This window comes from Kitasatospora sp. NPDC032121, assembly GCF_055580145.1.
In genome coordinates this window covers 641,813-659,100 of the sequence record NZ_JBVILX010000001.1, presented here as the reverse complement: position 1 = coordinate 659,100, position 17,288 = coordinate 641,813, and the positions used below count along the sequence as shown (strand labels likewise).

General features: G+C 73.6%; 24 protein-coding genes. 22 read left to right on the top strand and 2 right to left on the bottom strand.

The window, feature by feature from the left end:
* Positions 1-60 precede the first annotated feature (60 nt).
* From hisD to hisF, 8 genes are read left to right on the top strand one after another with little or no spacing between them, the layout of a single operon-like run.
* Entirely contained in the window at positions 61-1,368 is a 1,308-nt protein-coding gene (hisD, locus tag ACZ5OX_RS03040) for a histidinol dehydrogenase (RefSeq protein WP_465628468.1), read from the top strand.
* A gap of 5 nt (positions 1,369-1,373) precedes the next feature.
* Complete coding sequence (locus tag ACZ5OX_RS03035; RefSeq protein ID WP_465628886.1) at positions 1,374-2,474, top strand: histidinol-phosphate transaminase; 1,101 nt, start codon at positions 1,374-1,376, stop codon at positions 2,472-2,474.
* A 4-nt stretch (positions 2,475-2,478) separates the two neighbouring features.
* Positions 2,479-3,072 (top strand): imidazoleglycerol-phosphate dehydratase HisB, encoded by a 594-nt coding sequence (gene hisB / locus ACZ5OX_RS03030; RefSeq protein ID WP_049650368.1) that lies wholly within the window; start codon positions 2,479-2,481, stop codon positions 3,070-3,072.
* Positions 3,069-3,221, top strand: coding sequence for a hypothetical protein (locus ACZ5OX_RS03025; RefSeq protein WP_449789859.1), 153 nt, complete (start codon positions 3,069-3,071; stop codon positions 3,219-3,221). The genes hisB and ACZ5OX_RS03025 overlap by 4 nt, the downstream gene beginning before the upstream one ends.
* Positions 3,222-3,258: 37 nt before the next feature.
* The gene (hisH, locus tag ACZ5OX_RS03020) at positions 3,259-3,894 is read left to right on the top strand and encodes an imidazole glycerol phosphate synthase subunit HisH (RefSeq protein ID WP_449789810.1); all 636 of its coding nucleotides are present in this window, start codon (positions 3,259-3,261) and stop codon (positions 3,892-3,894) included.
* Between the two features lie 22 nt (positions 3,895-3,916).
* Entirely contained in the window at positions 3,917-4,639 is a 723-nt protein-coding gene (gene priA / locus ACZ5OX_RS03015) for a bifunctional 1-(5-phosphoribosyl)-5-((5-phosphoribosylamino)methylideneamino)imidazole-4-carboxamide isomerase/phosphoribosylanthranilate isomerase PriA (RefSeq protein WP_402405251.1), read from the top strand.
* Positions 4,636-5,112 carry a RidA family protein gene (locus tag ACZ5OX_RS03010; protein ID WP_465628466.1) on the top strand — a complete coding sequence of 159 codons (477 nt, stop codon included), beginning with the start codon at positions 4,636-4,638 and terminating at the stop codon, positions 5,110-5,112. The genes priA and ACZ5OX_RS03010 overlap by 4 nt, the downstream gene beginning before the upstream one ends.
* Positions 5,109-5,879: an imidazole glycerol phosphate synthase subunit HisF gene (hisF, locus tag ACZ5OX_RS03005; RefSeq protein WP_392869253.1), complete on the top strand. Its 771-nt coding sequence runs from the start codon at positions 5,109-5,111 to the stop codon at positions 5,877-5,879. The genes ACZ5OX_RS03010 and hisF overlap by 4 nt, the downstream gene beginning before the upstream one ends.
* 91 nt (positions 5,880-5,970) lie before the next feature.
* Here the strand turns inward: hisF and ACZ5OX_RS03000 are convergent, their stop codons facing one another.
* Together ACZ5OX_RS03000 and ACZ5OX_RS02995 are read right to left on the bottom strand one after the other, a co-directional pair.
* Positions 5,971-6,750, bottom strand: a complete 780-nt coding sequence (locus ACZ5OX_RS03000; RefSeq protein WP_465628465.1) for a VOC family protein — start codon at positions 6,748-6,750, stop codon at positions 5,971-5,973.
* A 138-nt stretch (positions 6,751-6,888) separates the two neighbouring features.
* The gene (locus ACZ5OX_RS02995; RefSeq protein ID WP_465628463.1) at positions 6,889-7,533 is read right to left on the bottom strand and encodes a TIGR03085 family metal-binding protein; all 645 of its coding nucleotides are present in this window, start codon (positions 7,531-7,533) and stop codon (positions 6,889-6,891) included.
* Positions 7,534-7,640: 107 nt separating this feature from the next.
* On the opposite strand from ACZ5OX_RS02995, the gene ACZ5OX_RS02990 reads away from it, so the two are divergent.
* From ACZ5OX_RS02990 to ACZ5OX_RS02925, 14 genes are all read left to right on the top strand, one after another.
* Positions 7,641-7,796, top strand: a complete 156-nt coding sequence (locus ACZ5OX_RS02990) for a hypothetical protein (protein WP_465628461.1) — start codon at positions 7,641-7,643, stop codon at positions 7,794-7,796.
* A 192-nt stretch (positions 7,797-7,988) separates the two neighbouring features.
* Positions 7,989-8,567: a hypothetical protein gene (locus ACZ5OX_RS02985; RefSeq protein WP_465628459.1), complete on the top strand. Its 579-nt coding sequence runs from the start codon at positions 7,989-7,991 to the stop codon at positions 8,565-8,567.
* A gap of 113 nt (positions 8,568-8,680) precedes the next feature.
* Positions 8,681-9,052 (top strand): phosphoribosyl-AMP cyclohydrolase, encoded by a 372-nt coding sequence (hisI, locus tag ACZ5OX_RS02980; RefSeq protein WP_465628458.1) that lies wholly within the window; start codon positions 8,681-8,683, stop codon positions 9,050-9,052.
* Positions 9,053-9,090: 38 nt separating this feature from the next.
* Entirely contained in the window at positions 9,091-10,614 is a 1,524-nt protein-coding gene (locus ACZ5OX_RS02975; protein ID WP_465628456.1) for an anthranilate synthase component I, read from the top strand.
* A 20-nt stretch (positions 10,615-10,634) separates the two neighbouring features.
* Positions 10,635-11,222 carry a Uma2 family endonuclease gene (locus tag ACZ5OX_RS02970; protein WP_465628455.1) on the top strand — a complete coding sequence of 196 codons (588 nt, stop codon included), beginning with the start codon at positions 10,635-10,637 and terminating at the stop codon, positions 11,220-11,222.
* Positions 11,219-11,806, top strand: a complete 588-nt coding sequence (locus ACZ5OX_RS02965; protein ID WP_465628453.1) for a TIGR02234 family membrane protein — start codon at positions 11,219-11,221, stop codon at positions 11,804-11,806. The genes ACZ5OX_RS02970 and ACZ5OX_RS02965 overlap by 4 nt, the downstream gene beginning before the upstream one ends.
* 136 nt (positions 11,807-11,942) lie before the next feature.
* Positions 11,943-12,206: an HGxxPAAW family protein gene (locus ACZ5OX_RS02960; protein WP_449789801.1), complete on the top strand. Its 264-nt coding sequence runs from the start codon at positions 11,943-11,945 to the stop codon at positions 12,204-12,206.
* 102 nt (positions 12,207-12,308) lie between these two features.
* Complete coding sequence (locus ACZ5OX_RS02955; RefSeq protein ID WP_465628451.1) at positions 12,309-12,749, top strand: DUF2752 domain-containing protein; 441 nt, start codon at positions 12,309-12,311, stop codon at positions 12,747-12,749.
* Positions 12,750-13,032: 283 nt separating this feature from the next.
* The gene (trpC, locus tag ACZ5OX_RS02950) at positions 13,033-13,839 is read left to right on the top strand and encodes an indole-3-glycerol phosphate synthase TrpC (RefSeq protein WP_465628450.1); all 807 of its coding nucleotides are present in this window, start codon (positions 13,033-13,035) and stop codon (positions 13,837-13,839) included.
* Between the two features lie 9 nt (positions 13,840-13,848).
* Positions 13,849-13,998 carry a tryptophan biosynthesis modulator TrpM gene (gene trpM, locus ACZ5OX_RS02945; protein WP_188296911.1) on the top strand — a complete coding sequence of 50 codons (150 nt, stop codon included), beginning with the start codon at positions 13,849-13,851 and terminating at the stop codon, positions 13,996-13,998.
* A gap of 67 nt (positions 13,999-14,065) precedes the next feature.
* Positions 14,066-15,328 (top strand): tryptophan synthase subunit beta, encoded by a 1,263-nt coding sequence (gene trpB / locus ACZ5OX_RS02940; RefSeq protein ID WP_465628448.1) that lies wholly within the window; start codon positions 14,066-14,068, stop codon positions 15,326-15,328.
* 2 nt (positions 15,329-15,330) lie between these two features.
* Positions 15,331-16,155: a tryptophan synthase subunit alpha gene (gene trpA / locus ACZ5OX_RS02935; RefSeq protein ID WP_392869232.1), complete on the top strand. Its 825-nt coding sequence runs from the start codon at positions 15,331-15,333 to the stop codon at positions 16,153-16,155.
* A gap of 255 nt (positions 16,156-16,410) precedes the next feature.
* The gene (locus tag ACZ5OX_RS02930) at positions 16,411-16,614 is read left to right on the top strand and encodes a hypothetical protein (RefSeq protein ID WP_465628446.1); all 204 of its coding nucleotides are present in this window, start codon (positions 16,411-16,413) and stop codon (positions 16,612-16,614) included.
* 128 nt (positions 16,615-16,742) lie between these two features.
* Positions 16,743-17,252 carry a MauE/DoxX family redox-associated membrane protein gene (locus ACZ5OX_RS02925; protein WP_465628444.1) on the top strand — a complete coding sequence of 170 codons (510 nt, stop codon included), beginning with the start codon at positions 16,743-16,745 and terminating at the stop codon, positions 17,250-17,252.
* The last annotated feature ends 36 nt before the right edge of the window (positions 17,253-17,288 follow it).

The window sequence follows — 17,288 nt, the reverse complement described above, 5'->3', positions numbered from 1 at the left end:
TTCGTATCACGGACTGAAATGCGGGACCAGCGGTTCCGGCCACTCCTTACACTGGGTGGCGTGATCTCTCGAATCGACCTCCGCGGCTCGCTGGACGACCCGCGTGACCTGCTGCCCCGTGCCGAGTTCGACGTCGCGGCCGCCCTGGAGAAGGTGCGGCCGATCGCCGAGGACGTACGCCATCGCGGGGTCGCGGCACTGATCGAGATCACCGAGCGCTTCGACGGCGTCCGGCTGGAGTCGACCCGTGTCCCGGCCGAGCAGCTCACCGCCGCGCTGGAGACGCTGGACCCGAAGGTGCGGGCCGCGCTGGAGGAGTCGATCCGCCGGGCCCGCGCCGTGCACGCGGACCAGCGCCGCACCGGGCACACCACCCAGGTGGTGCCGGGCGGCACCGTCACCCAGCGCTGGGTGCCGGTCGAGCGGGTCGGCCTGTACGTGCCGGGCGGGCTGGCGGTCTACCCGTCCTCCGTGGTGATGAACGTGGTGCCGGCCCAGGAGGCGGGTGTCCGGGGCATCGCGGTCACCTCCCCGCCGCAGAAGGAGTTCGGCGGACGCGTCCACCCGACCATCCTGGCGGCCTGCGCGCTGCTCGGCGTGGACGAGGTCTACGCCGTCGGCGGCGCCCAGGCGGTCGCGATGTTCGCCCTCGGCACCGAGGAGTGCGCGCCGGTCACCATGGTGACCGGCCCGGGCAACATCTACGTGGCCGCCGCCAAGCGCTACTTCGCCGGCCGGATCGGCATCGACTCCGAGGCCGGGCCGACCGAGATCGCCGTCCTCGCCGACGACAGCGCGCTGGCGTCCGACGTCGCCGCCGACCTGATCAGTCAGGCCGAGCACGGCCCGACCTCCGGCTCGGTGCTGGTCACCGACTCCCCGGCGCTCGCCGACGCCGTCGAGGCCGAGCTGGCCGCGCAGGTCGCGCGGACCAAGCACTCCGAGCGGGTGGCCGAGGCGCTGGGCGGCAAGCAGTCCGGCATCATCCTGGTCGACGACCTGGAGCAGGGCCTCGCCGTGGTCAACGCGTACGCGGCCGAGCACCTGGAGATCCAGACCCGTGACGCGCACGCGGTGGCGGCCCGGGTGGTCAACGCCGGCGCGATCTTCATCGGCCGCTGGACCCCGGTCTCGCTGGGCGACTACGCGGCCGGCTCCAACCACGTGCTGCCGACCGGCGGCTGCGCCTGCCACTCCTCCGGGCTGTCGGTGCAGACCTTCCTGCGCGGCGTCCAGGTCGTCGAGTACGACCGGGACGCGCTGGCGGACGTCGCCGCGCACGTGGTCAACCTGGCGAACGCCGAGGACCTGCCGGGGCACGGGGACGCGATCAAGGCCCGCTTCGACTGGACGGTGCCGGGCTCGTGACCCACATGACCCGCATCGACGACCTCCCCGTCCGCGACGAGCTGCGCGGGCAGTCCCCGTACGGCGCGCCGCAGCTGGACGTGCCCGTCCAGCTGAACACCAACGAGAACCCGTACCCGCTGCCCGAGGAACTGGTGGCCCGGATCGCCGAGCGCGTCGCCGAGGCCGCCCGCGGGTTGAACCGCTACCCCGACCGGGACGCGGTCGAGCTGCGCGAGGGCCTCGCCGCGTACCTCGCCGAGACCACCGGCTTCCCGGTCGGCCGGGCGCAGGTGTGGGCCGCCAACGGCTCCAACGAGGTGCTCCAGCAGCTGCTGCAGACCTTCGGCGGCCCCGGCCGCAGCGCGCTCGGCTTCGAGCCCTCGTACTCCATGCACGCGCTGATCTCCCGGGGCACCGGCACCGCCTGGATCTCCGGGCCGCGCAACGACGACTTCACCATCGACGTGGACGCCGCCGTCGCCGCCATCGCGGAGCACCGACCCAACGTGGTGTTCGTCTGCTCGCCCAACAACCCGACCGGCACCGCCGTGGACGCCGACACCGTGCTGCGGCTGTACGAGGCCGCGCAGGCCGCCCGGCCCAGCCTGGTCGTGGTGGACGAGGCGTACGTCGAGTTCTCGCACCGCGCCTCGCTGCTACCGCTGATCGAGGGCCGGCCCAACCTGGTGGTCAGCCGCACCATGTCCAAGGCCTTCGGCGCGGCCGGGCTGCGCCTGGGCTACCTGGCCGCCGACCCGGCCGTGGTGGACGCGGTGCAGCTGGTGCGCCTGCCGTACCACCTGTCGGCCGTCACCCAGGCCACCGCGCTGGCCTGCCTGGAGCACACCGACACCCTGCTCGGGTACGTCGGGCGGCTCAAGGAGGAGCGCGACCGGCTGGTCGACGCGCTGCGCGGGATGGGCCTGGAGGTCACCGACTCGGACGCCAACTTCGTCCAGTTCGGCCGCTTCGCCGACACCCACGCGGTGTGGCAGGCGATCCTGGACCAGGGCGTCCTGGTCCGCGACAACGGCGTCCCCGGGTGGCTGCGCGTCACCGCCGGCACGCCCGCCGAGAACGACGCCTTCCTGGACGCCGTCCGTTTCGTGATCAAGGAGCTGTAACCCCATGTCCCGCATCGGACGCGTCGAGCGCACCACCAAGGAGACCTCGGTCCTGGTCGAGATAGACCTCGACGGCACCGGGAGGACCGACATCTCCACGGGCGTCGGCTTCTACGACCACATGCTCGACCAGCTCGGCCGGCACGGCCTGTTCGACCTCACCGTCAAGACCGACGGCGACCTGCACATCGACACCCACCACACCATCGAGGACACCGCCCTCGCGCTCGGCGCCGCCTTCAAGCAGGCGCTCGGCGACAAGGTGGGCATCTACCGCTTCGGCAACTGCACGGTGCCGCTGGACGAGTCGCTCGCCCAGGTCACCGTGGACCTCTCCGGCCGGCCGTACCTGGTGCACACCGAGCCCGAGGGCATCGCGCCGATGATCGGCTCGTACGACACCACCATGACCCGGCACATCCTGGAGTCCTTCGTGGCCCAGGCGCAGATCGCGCTGCACGTCCACGTGCCGTACGGGCGCAACGCGCACCACATCGTGGAGTGCCAGTTCAAGGCGCTGGCCCGGGCGCTGCGCTACGCCGCCGAGCGCGACCCGCGCGCGGCCGGAATCCTCCCGTCGACCAAGGGTGCGCTGTGAGCAACACCGCGATGATCCTCATCTTCGTCGGCCTCTTCCTGGCCGGCGGAGTCATCTCCTTCTGGAAGCAGAAGCAGTCGAAGGGCGTCATCCTGGTGCTCGCCTTCGGCTCCGTGATGTGCCTGGCCTCCGGCCTCATGCGCCTGTAGACCCGCCGCCCGCCGCAGAGAGACTGGACACCTGAACATGGGCAAGAACGTCGTCGTCCTCGACTACGGCTCCGGCAACCTCCGCTCCGCGCAGCGCGCCCTGGAGCGGACCGGAGCGGACGTCACCGTCAGCTCCGACTACGACACCGCGATGGCCGCGGACGGCCTGCTCGTCCCCGGCGTGGGGGCCTTCGAGGCCTGCATGCGCGGACTCAGGTCCGTCCGCGGGGACTGGATCATCGGCCGCCGGCTCGCCGGGGGCCGACCGGTCATGGGCATCTGCGTCGGCATGCAGATCCTCTTCGAGAAGGGGGTCGAGCACGGCGTGGAGACGGCCGGCTGCGACGAGTGGCCGGGCACCGTGGAGCCGCTGGAGGCCCCCGTCGTCCCGCACATGGGCTGGAACACCGTGGACGCCCCCGAGGGCAGCCGGATGTTCGCCGGCCTCGACCCCGAGACCCGCTTCTACTTCGTGCACTCCTACGGGGTGCGGCACTGGGAACTGGAGACCCACAGCGCGCGGATCAACGCGCCGCTGGTCACCTGGGCCACCCACGGGCAGCCGTTCGTCGCGGCCGTCGAGAACGGCCCGCTCTGGGCCACCCAGTTCCACCCCGAGAAGTCCGGCGACGCCGGCGCCGCCCTGCTGACCAACTGGGTCAACACCCTCTGACTTTCTGAGAGTTGGATCTCTGATGAGCCTCGAACTGCTGCCCGCCGTCGACGTCCGCGACGGTCAGGCCGTCCGTCTGGTCAAGGGCGCCTCCGGCACCGAGACCTCCTTCGGCGAGCCGCTCGCCGCCGCCCTCGCCTGGCAGAACGCCGGCGCCGAGTGGCTGCACCTGGTCGACCTGGACGCCGCCTTCGGCACCGGCTCGAACTACGAGCTGCTGCGCGAGGTCACCGCACAGCTGGACGTCAAGGTCGAGCTGTCCGGCGGCATCCGCGACGACGAGTCGCTCGCCCGCGCGCTCGCCACCGGCTGCACCCGGGTCAACCTCGGCACCGCCGCCCTGGAGGCCCCGGAGTGGGTCGCCAAGGCCATCTCCGAGCACGGCGACAAGATCGCCGTCGGCCTGGACGTGGTCGGCACCACCCTGCGCGGCCGCGGCTGGACCCGCGACGGCGGCCAGCTCTTCGAGGTGCTGGAGCGCCTCGACCGGGAGGGCTGCGCCCGCTACGTCGTCACCGACGTCAACCGCGACGGCACCCTGACCGGCCCCAACCTCCAGCTGCTGCGCGACGTCTGCGCCGCGACCGACAAGCCCGTCGTCGCCTCCGGCGGCGTCTCCTCGCTCGACGACCTGCGGGCGATCGCCTCGCTCGTCGCCGAGGGTGTCGAGGGCGCCATCGTGGGCAAGGCACTCTACGAGCAGAAGTTCACCCTCGAAGAGGCCCTGGAGGCGGTTTCCGGATGACGGACGGTCGGATCGTACGCGGCAGGGTCGGTGGATTCTCCCCCTGGGAGGACGAGTTCGGCTACGCCCGGGCGGTCGCCGCGGGTGACCACGTGCACGTGGCCGGCTCCACCGCCTGGGTGGACGGCCGGATCGAGCACGAGGGGGACCCGTACCGGCAGACCCTCGCCGCGTTCGGCGTCGGGCTCCACGCCCTGGCCGCGTACGGTCTGACCGCGCAGGACGTGGTGCGCACCCGGATGTACATCACCCACGTCCGCGACGCCGAGGAGGTGGGCCGGGCCCACCGCGAACTCTTCGACGCCGCCCGCCCGGCGGCCACCATGGTGGTCGTCGAGGGACTGATCGACTCCCGGATGCTGGTCGAGGTCGAACTCGACGCGTACCGATCCGGGCTGGCAAGGATCCTGGAAACCCAGGAGCCCCCGAAGCCCCTGGAATCCCCGGAACCCCTGGAAGGCAAACAGCCGTGACCCTCGCAGTACGTGTCATCCCCTGCCTGGACGTCGACGCCGGGCGGGTGGTCAAGGGCGTCAACTTCCAGAACCTGCGCGACGCGGGGGACCCGGTCGAGATGGCCAAGCTCTACGACGCCGAGGGCGCCGACGAGCTGACCTTCCTCGACATCACCGCCTCCTCCGGCGACCGGGAGACCACCTACGACGTGGTCCGCCGCACCGCCGAGCAGGTCTTCATCCCGCTGACGGTCGGCGGCGGCATCCGCGCCGTCGAGGACGTCGACAAGCTGCTGCGGGCCGGCGCCGACAAGGTCGGCGTCAACACCGCGGCCATCGCCCGGCCGGAGCTGGTCCGCGAGATCGCCCAGCGGTTCGGGCGGCAGGTCCTGGTGCTCTCGGTGGACGCCCGGCGCTGCCCCGAGGGCACCGAGACGCCGTCCGGCTTCGAGGTCACCACCCACGGCGGGCGGCAGGGCACCGGCCTGGACGCCGTCGAATGGGCGGGCCGCGCCGCCGAGTTGGGCGCGGGCGAGATCCTGCTCAACTCGATGGACGCGGACGGCACCAAGGACGGCTACGACCTGGAGATGATCCGGGCCGTGCGCAAGGCCGTCTCGGTGCCGGTGATCGCCTCCGGCGGGGCGGGCAAGCTCGCGGACTTCGCGCCGGCCGTCGACGCGGGCGCGGACGCGGTGCTGGCCGCCAGCGTGTTCCACTTCGGGGACCTGCGGATCGGTGAGGTCAAGGGCGCGCTGCGGGAGGCCGGGCACCCGGTGCGGTGACGCTGCGTGCGTGACGAGGGCCCGCGGTTCCGGGAACCGCGGGCCCTCGCCGTGTGCTCGGGACTCCCGTGTGCTCGGGACTCCCGGGTGTTCAGGACTCCCGCGGCTTGCCGTGGATCAGCGCGAACGGGGCGCCGTTCGGGTCGGCCAGCCAGGCGATCCGGCCGACGTTCTCCACGTCCGTGGCCTGCATCAGCACCGAGCCGCCGGCCGCCGTCGCGGCGGCCACCCGCGCGTCCACGTCCTCGGAGGCGAAGTACGGCGTCCAGGCGGAGGGCTGCTCCGGGGACATGGTCGGGGCGATGCCGCCGAAGCTGGTGGCCTCCTGGTCGCCCTCGGCGGCGGAGAGCACCCGGTAGGTCATGCCCGGCGACGGCTCGAACTTCTGCATCCGCCAGCCGAAGAGCTTCTCGTAGAAGGCGAGGGCGACGTCCGGGGCGGAGGTGTGCAGCTCGGACCAGACCAGGGCGCCCTCCTCGGAGACGGCGCCCAGCCCGGTGGTGCCGCCGGACTGCCAGAGGGCGAACTCGGCGCCCTGGGGATCGGTGAGGGCGGCGAACCGGCCCTCCTGCATCACGTCCATCGGCGGCACCCGGACGGTCGCGCCGGCCTGCTCGGCGGCCTTCACGGTGGCGTCCGCGTCCCTGGTGCGGAAGTACGTCGTCCAGGCGGACCGCGCGCCCGGGTCGAGGTTGCCGATGGCGCCGACAATCCTGCTGTCCAAATGGAGGAGCCCGTAGCCGCCGGCCTCGGGGACCTCCTGGAAGGTCCAGCCGAACACCTTGCCGTAGAACGCGGCGGTGGCGGGGATGTCCGGGCTGCCCAGGTCGATCCAGCAGGGCGAGCCGATGGGGAAGTCGGTGGTGAGCATTGCGGGGTGCTCCTTCGACGCGGAGGGACCGGGACGGTTCCATCGGGCGCGCCCACGCGCCACCCCGGCCACCTGCGAGTCTGCACCCGGGCCCGGACATCCGCAGCCGGAGGCCGTCCGCGCCGGACGGCCGGGCCGCTACCGCGGCGGCAGCGGCAGCACGTGGCGCAGGGCCTCGACGGCGTCCGGGGCGCCGTCGACGGTGAGGGTGGTCCGGGCGCCGCGGCCGTAGGTGAAGAGGACGAGCTCGGCGGGTTCGCCGGTGAGGCGGACGGTGGGGGAGCCCGCGGGACCGACGGTGAGGGAGCGGCCGTCGGGGTGGGCGAGGGCCAGGCGGACCGGGGACCGGCGGCCCGCCTCCATGCGGGCGATGAGGGGCAGACGGCGCCAGAGGGCCTCGGCGCGGCCCGGCGGGACGGGCTGCGGGGTCCAGTCCTCGGCCGCGCGCAGGACGTCCTCGGCGTGGACGTAGTACTCGATGGTGTTCGCCGCCTCGTCGGCGCCGGGCAGCGCGAACGGGGAGTAGACCGGCGGGCCGGCCCGGAACAGCCGCACCAGCTCCTCGTACGGCCGCTCGGCGTACTCGTCCTGCACCCGCCGCGTCCACCCGGCGAGGGCACCGACCCGGATGCCGGCCGCCGCGTCGGGGCGGCGCTCGCGGATCACCAGGTGGGCGGCCAGGTCCCGGGTGGTCCAGCCGGCGCAGAGGGTGGGGGCGTCCGGGCCGGCGGCGGTGAGCAGCCGGGCGAGGCGGTGGCGTTCGGCGAGGGCGTGGTTCGACATGGCGTCAGCCTAAGCGCTCGGCCGCCAGAGCCCGGCGCGGAAATCGAGGTCACCGCCACCTCGATATCGGTCCGCGTCCGATGACCCTACGGATAGGCTCCGCAGTCATGACCCCAGTCCACCTGGCCGGCCCCCGCCTGGCGATGTGCGAGGTCGAACCCAGGGACACCGACGCCCTCCTGGCCATCTACGGCGACCCTGAGGCCACCCGGCACCTCAGCTTCGAACCCCGCACCCGCGAGCAGGTCGAAGCCCCGAGGTAGGGGAAGGGCCGGAAAATAATTTCCTCTTTTATGTTTAAGTTTCTTTTTTCTGGCGTTAGGTGTCCTGCGTCCCCCTGCTTCAGGGCGCAGCTGACTTTCGGTGGCGGGCCTGCGCCCGGAGGCAGCCCCCGTGCGGGGTGAGTTCGGCGAACCGCCTGCCGGGGACGGGGTGGGTGGGCCATCCTCTTGGCCATGACCTCCGAGCAGCCGCCGTCCGCAGCCGGCTCCCGTCCGTCCCGGGGCCTGGTCCTCACCGTCGCCGCCGTGCTGGTGGTCCTGCTCGCGGTGGTGGCCACCGCGGTGCTGTGGCCGGACGACGGGAAGCCGGCCGCCGCACCGCCCCCGCCCACCCCCACGGCCACGGAGACCCCGACGCCGACACCCACCCCGACGCCCACACCGGCGAAGCCGCAGCCGCCGTACGCCTTCTTCCCGGTCGGCGCCTGCTTCGACCACCCGCAGCTGAGCCCGGTGATCACCAAGCCCGAGGAGCGGCCCTGCGCCGGCGAGCACGACGGCGAGGTGATCGCCGACCTCAGGCTCGCCGACGGCCTGACCGGTGAGATCCAGGTCGCCCTCGCCATGCGGGAGGGGTGCAAGGACGTCGAAGCCGCCGCCAGGGCCCACCAGACCGACGGAAGGACCTACTACGGTCGCCAGTTCGGCCCGGCGATGGCCAACTACCAACAGGGCTGGCGCGACTACACCTGCACCCTGGCCGTCAGCAACAAGCAGGGCGGCCCCAAGCTCATCGGGCAACTGCATTCCTAGCGGTTCCCCGGTTCCCAGGTTCCCAGGGGTTCCCCCGCGGGCGATCCGTGCCCCCGCGGGGGAGCAGGGCGGGGCACGCCGGGGCGGCGGGGCGGGCTGACACAATGGGGCTCATGTCCACCACACCCGCCACGCCCGGCACCACCGCCCTCGCCCCCGAGATCGCCGCGCGGCTCAAGCGCACCGAGGACGGGCTGATCCCGGCCATCGCCCAGCAGTACGACACCGGCGAGGTGCTGATGCTCGGCTGGATGGACGACGAGGCGCTGCACCGCACCCTCACCACGGGCCGCTGCACCTACTGGAGCCGCAGCCGCCGTGAGTACTGGGTGAAGGGCGACACCTCCGGCCACGTCCAGGCGGTCAAGTCGGTGGCCCTGGACTGCGACGGCGACACCCTGCTGGTCAGGGTCGACCAGAGCGGCGCGGCCTGCCACACCGGCGACCGCACGTGCTTCGACGCCGACGTGCTCCCGCTGTCCTGACCCCACCCCGTCCACAACTCCAGAAGGTGCCGCCCGTCATGGATCTCGAAGCCTTCCGCAAGCTCGCCGTCGACACCCGGGTCATCCCGGTCACCCGCAGGCTCCTCGCGGACGGCCTCACCCCGATCGGCCTCTACCGCAGCCTCGCCGAGGAGCGGCCCGGCACCTTCCTGCTGGAGTCCGCCGAGCAGGGCCGCAGCTGGTCGCGCTACTCCTTCGTCGGGGTGCGCAGCGCCGCCGTGCTCACCGTCGGCCCGGACGGCGGGGCCCGCTGGCTCGGCACCCCGCCGGTCGGCATCCCCACCGACGGCGACCCGCTGGAGGTGCTGCGCGCCGCCCTCCAGGCGCTGCACACCCCGCGCATGACGGACGACGGCCTGCCGCCACTCACCGGCGGCCTGGTCGGCTACCTCGGCTACGACATCGTCCGCCGGCTGGAGAAGCTCCCCGACCTCAACCCGGACGACCTCGGCCTGCCCGAGCTGACCATGCTGCTCGCCACCGACCTCGCCGTGCTCGACCACGTCGACGGCACGGTGCTGCTGATCGCCAACGCCGTCAACCACAACGACCTGGCCAGCGGCGTCGACGAGGCCTGGGCGGACGCGGTGGCCCGGCTGGACGCCATGGAGGCCGAGCTGTCCAAGCCGGTCGACCCGGGCCTGGCCACCTTCACCCCGGCCGGCCCCGGCGAGGTGCACTCGCCGTTCGGCGGCGAGCCGTACCGGGCCGCGGTGGAGGAGGTCAAGGAGCGGATCCGGGCCGGCGAGGCCTTCCAGGTGGTGCCCTCGCAGCGCTTCGAGGCGCCCTGCCCGGCCTCCGCGCTGGACGTCTACCGGGTGCTGCGCACCACCAACCCCAGCCCGTACATGTACCTGTTCCGCTTCCCCGGGCCGGACGGCGCCGCCGAGGGCGGCTTCGACGTGGTCGGCTCCAGCCCGGAGGCGCTGGTGAAGGTCACCGACGGCGAGGCGATGCTGCACCCGATCGCCGGCACCCGGCACCGCGGGGCCACCCCGCACGAGGACGCGGAGCTGGCCGCCGAGCTGCTCGCCGACCCCAAGGAGCGGGCCGAGCACCTGATGCTGGTGGACCTCGGCCGCAACGACCTCGGCCGGGTCTGCGAGCCGGGCAGCGTCGAGGTGGTCGACTTCATGCAGATCGAGCGCTACAGCCACGTGATGCACATCGTGTCGACCGTCACCGGCAAGGTGGCGCCCGGGCGCACCGCCTTCGACGTGCTGACCGCCTGCTTCCCGGCCGGCACCCTGTCCGGCGCGCCCAAGCCGCGGGCGATGCGGATCATCGAGGAGCTGGAGCCCACCCGTCGCGGCCTGTACGGCGGCTGCGTCGGCTACCTGGACTTCGCCGGGGACTCGGACACCGCGATCGCGATCCGCACCGCGGTGCTGCGCGACGGCACCGCGTACGTGCAGGCCGGCGCGGGCGTGGTCGCCGACTCCGACCCGCACGGCGAGGACACCGAGTGCCGCAACAAGGCGGCCGCCGTGCTGCGGGCCGTCGCCACCGCCAATACGCTGCGGAGGCCGGAACTGTCCTGAGGCGCGAGGAGGCGGCCGGGATGCCCGAGGTGCCGTACGACGAGCTGCGCTGGGCGGTCGTGCTCGGCGCCGCCGGACAGCTCGGCGAGCAGCCGGCCGGTCACGGGCGGGTGCTGTCGGGGGTGGCGATCGACTTCCCGGCGGCGCCCGGCGGCCCGGGGCCGCACGGGCCCGACCGGCCGGACCTGGTGGTGCTCGCCCCGGACCTGGCCGTGCTCGCCCGGGACGCGGTGCGCGGCGGGCGGGGCCGGTTCGGCGCGGCCGGGGTCGAGGCGGTGCTGGAGGTGGCCCGGCCCGGTCTGGCGGAGGCGGCGAGGGCGTACGCGCGCAGTGGCGTGCCGCTGTACCTGGTGGTCGATCCGGCGGCGGCGGTCTGCACCCTGCACACCGCGCCGTCCCCCGAGGGCGTGTACCGGGAGGCCGAGCGCGTGCCCTTCGGCAACGACCTGTTCCTGGCGCTCGGCGGCCGCACGGTGGTGCTGCGCACGGACGAGTTCCCGACGCCGTCATCCGCTCCGCCCGCAGCGCCGCCCGACGCTGGGGACCCGGCGCCGTTCCCCACCCCGGGTACGGACCCGGGCGTCGGCCGGGGGATAGTGGACGGGTGACCGCAGAGCAGACTCCCGCCCCCGCCGCTCCCAGCCGCCGCACCCTCGGCGTGATGCTGCTGCTGACGGTGCTGAGCGCCGTCCTGGTGCTGACCGCGGCCGGGCGGACCTGGGCCGAGGGCCGGGCCGGCACCCTGGACGTGTCCGTCACCGGCGGCAAGATCTCCGAACTGCCCGGCGGGCTGGCCCTGGTGGGCCTGGCCGCGGCCGTCGCGGTGTTCGCGGTGCGCGGCGTCGGACGGCTGGCGGTCGGTGTGCTGACCCTGCTGGCGGGGCTCGGCGCGGCCGCCGCCTCGGTGGCCGGGGCGGGCGACACCGCCGCGCTGGACGCCGAGGCCGCCCGCAAGCTGGCGCTGACCGGATCGGCGGCCACCGAGGTCGCGCACACCGCCTGGCCGTGGGTCGCGCTGGTCGGCGGGCTGCTGCTGGCCGTGGCCGGAGTGCTCACCCTGCGGTACGGCCGGGGCTGGCCGGCCATGGGCAGCCGCTACGAGGCGCCGACCCGCAAGGCCCCGGTGAAGACCGACACGCCGGGCGACCTGTGGAAGGCGCTGGACCGGGGCGAGGACCCGACCGCGGTGTGAGCCGCGGGCATGTGACGCGATAGACCCGCCACCCGCTTTGGGCCACCGATGTGTGGCCCGGCACAATGGAACCCGTCAACCCGCCGGCGGCCCCGCAGGCCCGGCCGGGCCCCGAGAGCCAAGGAGCACCACTCAGATGGCAGCAGCAGCACACGGCCACACCCCCGCCGCCTGGACCGGCGTCGTCATCTCCTTCGTCGGTTTCGGCGTCGCGGGCGTCGCGATGATCCTGCCGTCGGTGCTGCTCGTCTGGGTCGGCCTGGCGGTCGTCCTGGCCGGCGGCGTGGTCGGCAAGGCCATGTCCCTCGCGGGCATGGGCAAGCAGGCCAGCACCAACGTGTACAAGTCGGCCGAGGAGCAGATCGCGGCCCGTGAGGCCCGCGCCGCCGTCGCCGCCTGACGAACGGCTCGTCGCACCACACGTTTGTCGTACATCGGAACGGCGGGCGCGCCACGCCCGCCGTTTCGTCGTGTCCGGGCCCGACCCGGGCAGAATCGGGGCGTGACCTCCGCCCCCACCGCCTCCGCCCCGCCGCCCGTGCTGCGCCGGCTGAGCCCGCCGCTGACCGCGCTGGCGGCGGTGGCCGTCCCCGCCGCGTACGTCGCCGTGGTGGACCCGAACACCCCCGGGCACTACCCCGACTGCCCGTTCCTGACCGCCACCGGCTGGTGGTGCCCGGGCTGCGGGGGGCTGCGCTGCGTCCACGCGCTGACCCACGGGGACCTCACCGGCGCCCTGCACGACAACGCCGTCCTGGTCCTGCTGGCCGGGGTGCTGGCGGTGCTCTGGCTGCGCTGGGGCTGGGCCGCGCTGACCGGCGGGCCGCCGCCCAGGATCACCGTCGGGGCCCGGCGCTGGGCGCTGATCGCCCTGCTGGTGCTGGTGTTCACCGTGGTGCGGAACTCGGGGATCGGCGCCGGGCTGGCACCGCCGCTGGTCTGATCCGGCCACCCGGGGGCCCCTTCCGGCCACCGGACCGCCGTCCGTCCGAACCGCCGGCGGCGGGCTCGAAGAGCGGCCGAAAACCAGTGCGAAGACCGGCCGAAAACCGGTGCGGGGCCGGTGAAGCCGCAGCTGGGGGCCGTCGGCGCGGAGGTCCGGTCCGCGAGACGCGGCTCGAACCGATGCGCCCCCCGCCGCCGGGTGCCGATACCATCGAAGAGCCGGTGGGCTGTCGCCCGCCGGCTCGCGCCGACCAACTGGCAGAAAAGATGGGGGCTCCTGAGTGAGTGTGCTCGACTCGATCATCGAAGGGGTCCGCGAGGACCTCGCCGAGCGGCAGGCCCGGGTCTCCCTGGACGAGCTCAAGGAGCTCGCCGCCAGGGCCCCGGAGGCCAAGGACGGCGTCGCCGCCCTCAGGGGCGACGGGGTCCGGGTGATCTGCGAGGTGAAGCGCTCCAGCCCGTCCAAGGGCGCCCTGGCCTCGATCGCCGACCCGGCCGCCCTGGCGGTCGACTACGCGGCCGGCGGTGCGGCCGCGATCAGCGTGCTGACCGAGCGGCGCCGCTTCGGCGGCTCGCTGGCCGACCTCGACGCCGTCCGCGCCGCGGTGGACACCCCGGTCCTGCGCAAGGACTTCATGGTCACCGCCTACCAGCTGTGGGAGGCCCGCGCGCACGGCGCCGACCTCGCGCTGCTGATCGTCGCCGCCCTCGACCAGCCGGCCCTGGTGTCGCTGATCGAGCGCGCCGAGTCGATCGGCCTCACCCCGCTGGTGGAGGTGCACGACGAGGAGGAGATCAAGCGCGCGGTGGACGCCGGCGCCCGGATCATCGGCGTCAACGCCCGCAACCTCAAGACGCTCGAAGTGGACCGCAACACCTTCGAGAACGTCGCCCACGCCATCCCGGACGGCATCGTCAAGGTCGCCGAGTCCGGCGTGCGCGGCCCGCTGGACGTGATCAACTACGCCAACCTGGGTGCCGACGCGGTGCTGGTCGGCGAGACCCTGGTGACCGGCAAGGACCCGCGCGCCGCGGTCGCCGACCTGGTCGCCGCCGGGGCCCACCCCGCCGTCCGGCACAAGGACTGACGCCGCCCGATGAAGATCGCCGCCCGACTTGCCCCCGGTTGCCGCCCGCGCGGCTGCCGCGCACCCGCACGCCGGGTGCTGGGGCGTCGGGTGCGGTACGTCATCGGGTGCGAGCCCGGGCAGGTACCGGGACGGCGATGGCGCGTGACGTCCGGCTGACCGGCCCACCAGCCGGGGCGGCCGAGAAGACGTCATCGTCGTTCATCTCCGTTCAAGGGAAACCACCATGTCCGAGAAGGACTACCTGTCCGGTGCCCAGGTGCCGGACGCGCGCGGCTACTTCGGCGCGTACGGCGGCCGCTTCATCCCCGAGGCGCTGGTCGCCGCGGTCGAGCAGGTCGCCGAGGAGTACGAGAAGGCCAAGGCCGACCCGGCCTTCGCCGCCGAGCTCGACGCGCTGCTCAAGGACTACACCGGGCGCCCGAGCCCGCTGACCGACGTGCGCCGCTTCTCCGCCGAGGCGGGCGGCGCGCGCATCCTGCTCAAGCGCGAGGACCTCAACCACACCGGCTCGCACAAGATCAACAACGTGCTGGGCCAGGCGCTGCTCACCAAGCGGATGGGCAAGACCCGGATCATCGCCGAGACCGGCGCCGGCCAGCACGGCGTGGCCACCGCGACCGCCTGCGCGCTGTTCGGCTTCGACTGCACCATCTACATGGGCGAGGTCGACACCGAGCGCCAGGCGCTCAACGTCGCCCGGATGCGGATGCTCGGCGCCGAGGTGGTGGCCGTCAAGTCCGGCAGCCGGACGCTCAAGGACGCCATCAACGAGGCGTTCCGGGACTGGGTCGCCAACGTCGACTCCACCCACTACCTGTTCGGCACCGTCGCCGGGCCGCACCCGTTCCCGATGATGGTCCGGGACTTCCACCGGATCATCGGGGTCGAGGCGCGGCAGCAGGTGCTCGACCGGACCGGCCGGCTGCCCGACGCGGTCGTGGCCTGCGTCGGAGGCGGCTCCAACGCGATGGGGATCTTCCACGAGTTCATCCCGGACGCCGGGGTGCGGCTGGTCGGCTTCGAGGCGGCGGGCGAGGGCGCCGAGACGCCCCGGCACGCGGCCACCCTCACCAAGGGCGACCCGGGGGTGCTGCACGGCTCCCGGACGTACGTCCTGCAGGACGAGGACGGGCAGACCATCGAGTCGCACTCGATCTCGGCGGGCCTGGACTACCCGGGCGTCGGCCCGGAGCACGCCTGGCTGAAGGACACCGGGCGGGCGGAGTACCGGCCGGTCACCGACGACGCCGCGATGCAGGCACTGCGGCTGCTGTCCCGCACCGAGGGGATCATCCCGGCCATCGAGAGCGCCCACGCGCTCGCCGGGGCGCTGGAGTTGGGGCGCGAGCTCGGGCCGGAGGCGACCATCCTGGTCTCGCTGTCGGGACGCGGGGACAAGGACATGCACACCGCGGCCCAGTACTTCGGACTGTACGACGAGCAGGCCGGCGGTTCGGGCGACGCCTCCGCCGAGGGGGGTAAGTGACCATGACTTCCAAGCTGAGCACCAGCAAGCTGAGCGGCCGGCTGGCGGCCGCCAAGGCCGAGGACCGGGCCGCGCTGATCGGGTACCTGCCGGCCGGCTTCCCGACCGTGGACGGCGGCATCCGGGCGATCAACGCGCTCATCGAGGGCGGCTGCGACGTGGTCGAGGTCGGGCTGCCGCACTCCGACCCGGTGCTGGACGGCGCGGTCATCCAGACCGCCGACGACATCGCCCTGCGGGGCGGCGTGCGGATCAAGGACGTGCTGCGGACCGTCCGGGAGGTCGCCGCGGCGCACCCCGAGGCCGCGGTGCTCGTGATGACGTACTGGAATCCGGTCGACCGCTACGGCGTGGCGCGCTTCGCGGCCGACCTGGCGGCCGCGGGCGGGGCCGGGTGCATCCTGCCGGACCTGCCGGTGGAGGAGTCCGAGGAGTGGCGCAAGGCGGCGGACGAGCACGGTCTTGACACCGTGTTCGTGGTCGCCCCCAGCAGCAAGGACGCCCGGCTGGCGGAGGTCACGGCGGCCGGCAGCGGCTTCGTGTACGCGGCCGCGGTGATGGGCGTGACCGGGACGCGGTCCGCCGTCGGGTCGATGGCCGAGGACCTGGTCGCCCGGACCAGGGCGACGACGGACCTACCGGTCTGCGTCGGGCTCGGGGTCTCGGACGCGGTGCAGGCGGCGGAGGTCGCCCGGTTCGCGGACGGGGTGATCGTCGGGTCGGCGTTCGTCAAGCGGATCCTGGCCGCGGGCGAGGACGAGACGGCCGCGCTGGACGCGGTGCGGGCCCTGGCCGGGGAGCTGGCCGAGGGCGTGCGCCGGCACTGACGCGCGGCAGGGACATCCGGCCGACGGCCCCCCACTCCACCGGGAGTCGGGGGGCCGTCGGCGTTCCACCCGGCGTCGCCGATCCGCTGCGGGGCGCGGGCACGGGCGTGCGGCTCCGCTCCGCGCTCCCGGCCGGGCTCGCGGACCCGAACGGGTGAACAAGGGGTGGGGACACGCATCAGCCGGGGTTGACGGACGTTGAGAGGAGGGACGAGTGCACGAACGGTTTCGCGGTCGAGCGGAAGGGGTGAGCCGGTGCGGAGTCTCCAGCGGGCCGTCCTGCTGCGGGCGGCGACGGCCGTGTTGGTTCTCGGCGCCGCCGTCGGCGTGCACGTCCAGGTGGGGCACGTGCTGGCCAGACGGGGGGCCGAGCGGGCGGAGCGGGAGGCGGTGGCGTGCGCGGAGGCGGCCCGGCACCCCGAGCTGTTCGAGGCGGGGTGGTCGGCCGGGTGCCGTTGACGCACGGATGTTCGTCACATCCGGACAGAACGTCACTCGTCCGGCTTAATTCCTGAATGCGGAGGAACCACTCTTCATCCCCCGCGGTTCATCAGGGAGTGAACGAGCTTCCCGAGGGGGATTCCCTGATGACCGCGCAGCCCGAGGGCTCCGCGCCCGCGCCGTCGGCGCGCCGGCCGGTGCCGGCCTGGAGCGAGTGGCTCGGCACGGTCGTCCGGCTCGGCCTCGCGGTGGTCTGGGGGTGGGCCGGGCTGGCGAAGGTCACCGATCCGGCGGAGGCCGCGCAGGCCGTCCGCGCCTACGAGATCCTCCCCGAAGGCCTGGTCAAGCCGATCGGCTACGGCCTGCCGTTCCTGGAGCTGGCACTGGCCGTGCTGCTGCTGGTGGGCCTCGGCGTCCGGCTGGTGGCCGGGATCTCCGCCGTGCTGCTGCTGGTCTTCATCGCCGGGATCGCCTCCGCCTGGGCGCGCGGCATCTCGATCGACTGCGGCTGCTTCGGCGGCGGCGGGCACGTCGACGAGTCCCAGACGAAGTACCTCCAGGAGATCCTGCGCGACACCGGGTTCCTGCTGATGGCCGGATGGCTGCTCTGGCGGCCCCGCACCCGGCTGTCGGTGGACGGCTGGCTGGCGAGCTGACCCCACCCGCCCCCCCACGACCCCGCCCCCACATCC

What these genes read in the sequence shown, in the direction of transcription:
- ACZ5OX_RS02995 (WP_465628463.1), bottom strand. Translation starts at nt 7,533, where the DNA reads ATGTCGAACCACGCCCTCGCCGAACGCCACCGCCTCGCCCGGCTGCTC.
- ACZ5OX_RS03035 (WP_465628886.1), top strand. Translation starts at nt 1,374, where the DNA reads ATGACCCGCATCGACGACCTCCCCGTCCGCGACGAGCTGCGCGGGCAG.
- ACZ5OX_RS03010 (WP_465628466.1), top strand. Translation starts at nt 4,636, where the DNA reads ATGACGGACGGTCGGATCGTACGCGGCAGGGTCGGTGGATTCTCCCCC.
- ACZ5OX_RS02925 (WP_465628444.1), top strand. Translation starts at nt 16,743, where the DNA reads ATGACCGCGCAGCCCGAGGGCTCCGCGCCCGCGCCGTCGGCGCGCCGG.
- hisI (WP_465628458.1), top strand. Translation starts at nt 8,681, where the DNA reads ATGTCCACCACACCCGCCACGCCCGGCACCACCGCCCTCGCCCCCGAG.
- ACZ5OX_RS03000 (WP_465628465.1), bottom strand. Translation starts at nt 6,750, where the DNA reads ATGCTCACCACCGACTTCCCCATCGGCTCGCCCTGCTGGATCGACCTG.
- priA (WP_402405251.1), top strand. Translation starts at nt 3,917, where the DNA reads ATGAGCCTCGAACTGCTGCCCGCCGTCGACGTCCGCGACGGTCAGGCC.
- ACZ5OX_RS02970 (WP_465628455.1), top strand. Translation starts at nt 10,635, where the DNA reads ATGCCCGAGGTGCCGTACGACGAGCTGCGCTGGGCGGTCGTGCTCGGC.
- ACZ5OX_RS02985 (WP_465628459.1), top strand. Translation starts at nt 7,989, where the DNA reads ATGACCTCCGAGCAGCCGCCGTCCGCAGCCGGCTCCCGTCCGTCCCGG.
- ACZ5OX_RS02975 (WP_465628456.1), top strand. Translation starts at nt 9,091, where the DNA reads ATGGATCTCGAAGCCTTCCGCAAGCTCGCCGTCGACACCCGGGTCATC.
- ACZ5OX_RS02990 (WP_465628461.1), top strand. Translation starts at nt 7,641, where the DNA reads ATGACCCCAGTCCACCTGGCCGGCCCCCGCCTGGCGATGTGCGAGGTC.
- trpA (WP_392869232.1), top strand. Translation starts at nt 15,331, where the DNA reads ATGACTTCCAAGCTGAGCACCAGCAAGCTGAGCGGCCGGCTGGCGGCC.
- hisH (WP_449789810.1), top strand. Translation starts at nt 3,259, where the DNA reads ATGGGCAAGAACGTCGTCGTCCTCGACTACGGCTCCGGCAACCTCCGC.
- hisB (WP_049650368.1), top strand. Translation starts at nt 2,479, where the DNA reads ATGTCCCGCATCGGACGCGTCGAGCGCACCACCAAGGAGACCTCGGTC.
- trpB (WP_465628448.1), top strand. Translation starts at nt 14,066, where the DNA reads ATGTCCGAGAAGGACTACCTGTCCGGTGCCCAGGTGCCGGACGCGCGC.
- ACZ5OX_RS02960 (WP_449789801.1), top strand. Translation starts at nt 11,943, where the DNA reads ATGGCAGCAGCAGCACACGGCCACACCCCCGCCGCCTGGACCGGCGTC.
- trpM (WP_188296911.1), top strand. Translation starts at nt 13,849, where the DNA reads ATGAAGATCGCCGCCCGACTTGCCCCCGGTTGCCGCCCGCGCGGCTGC.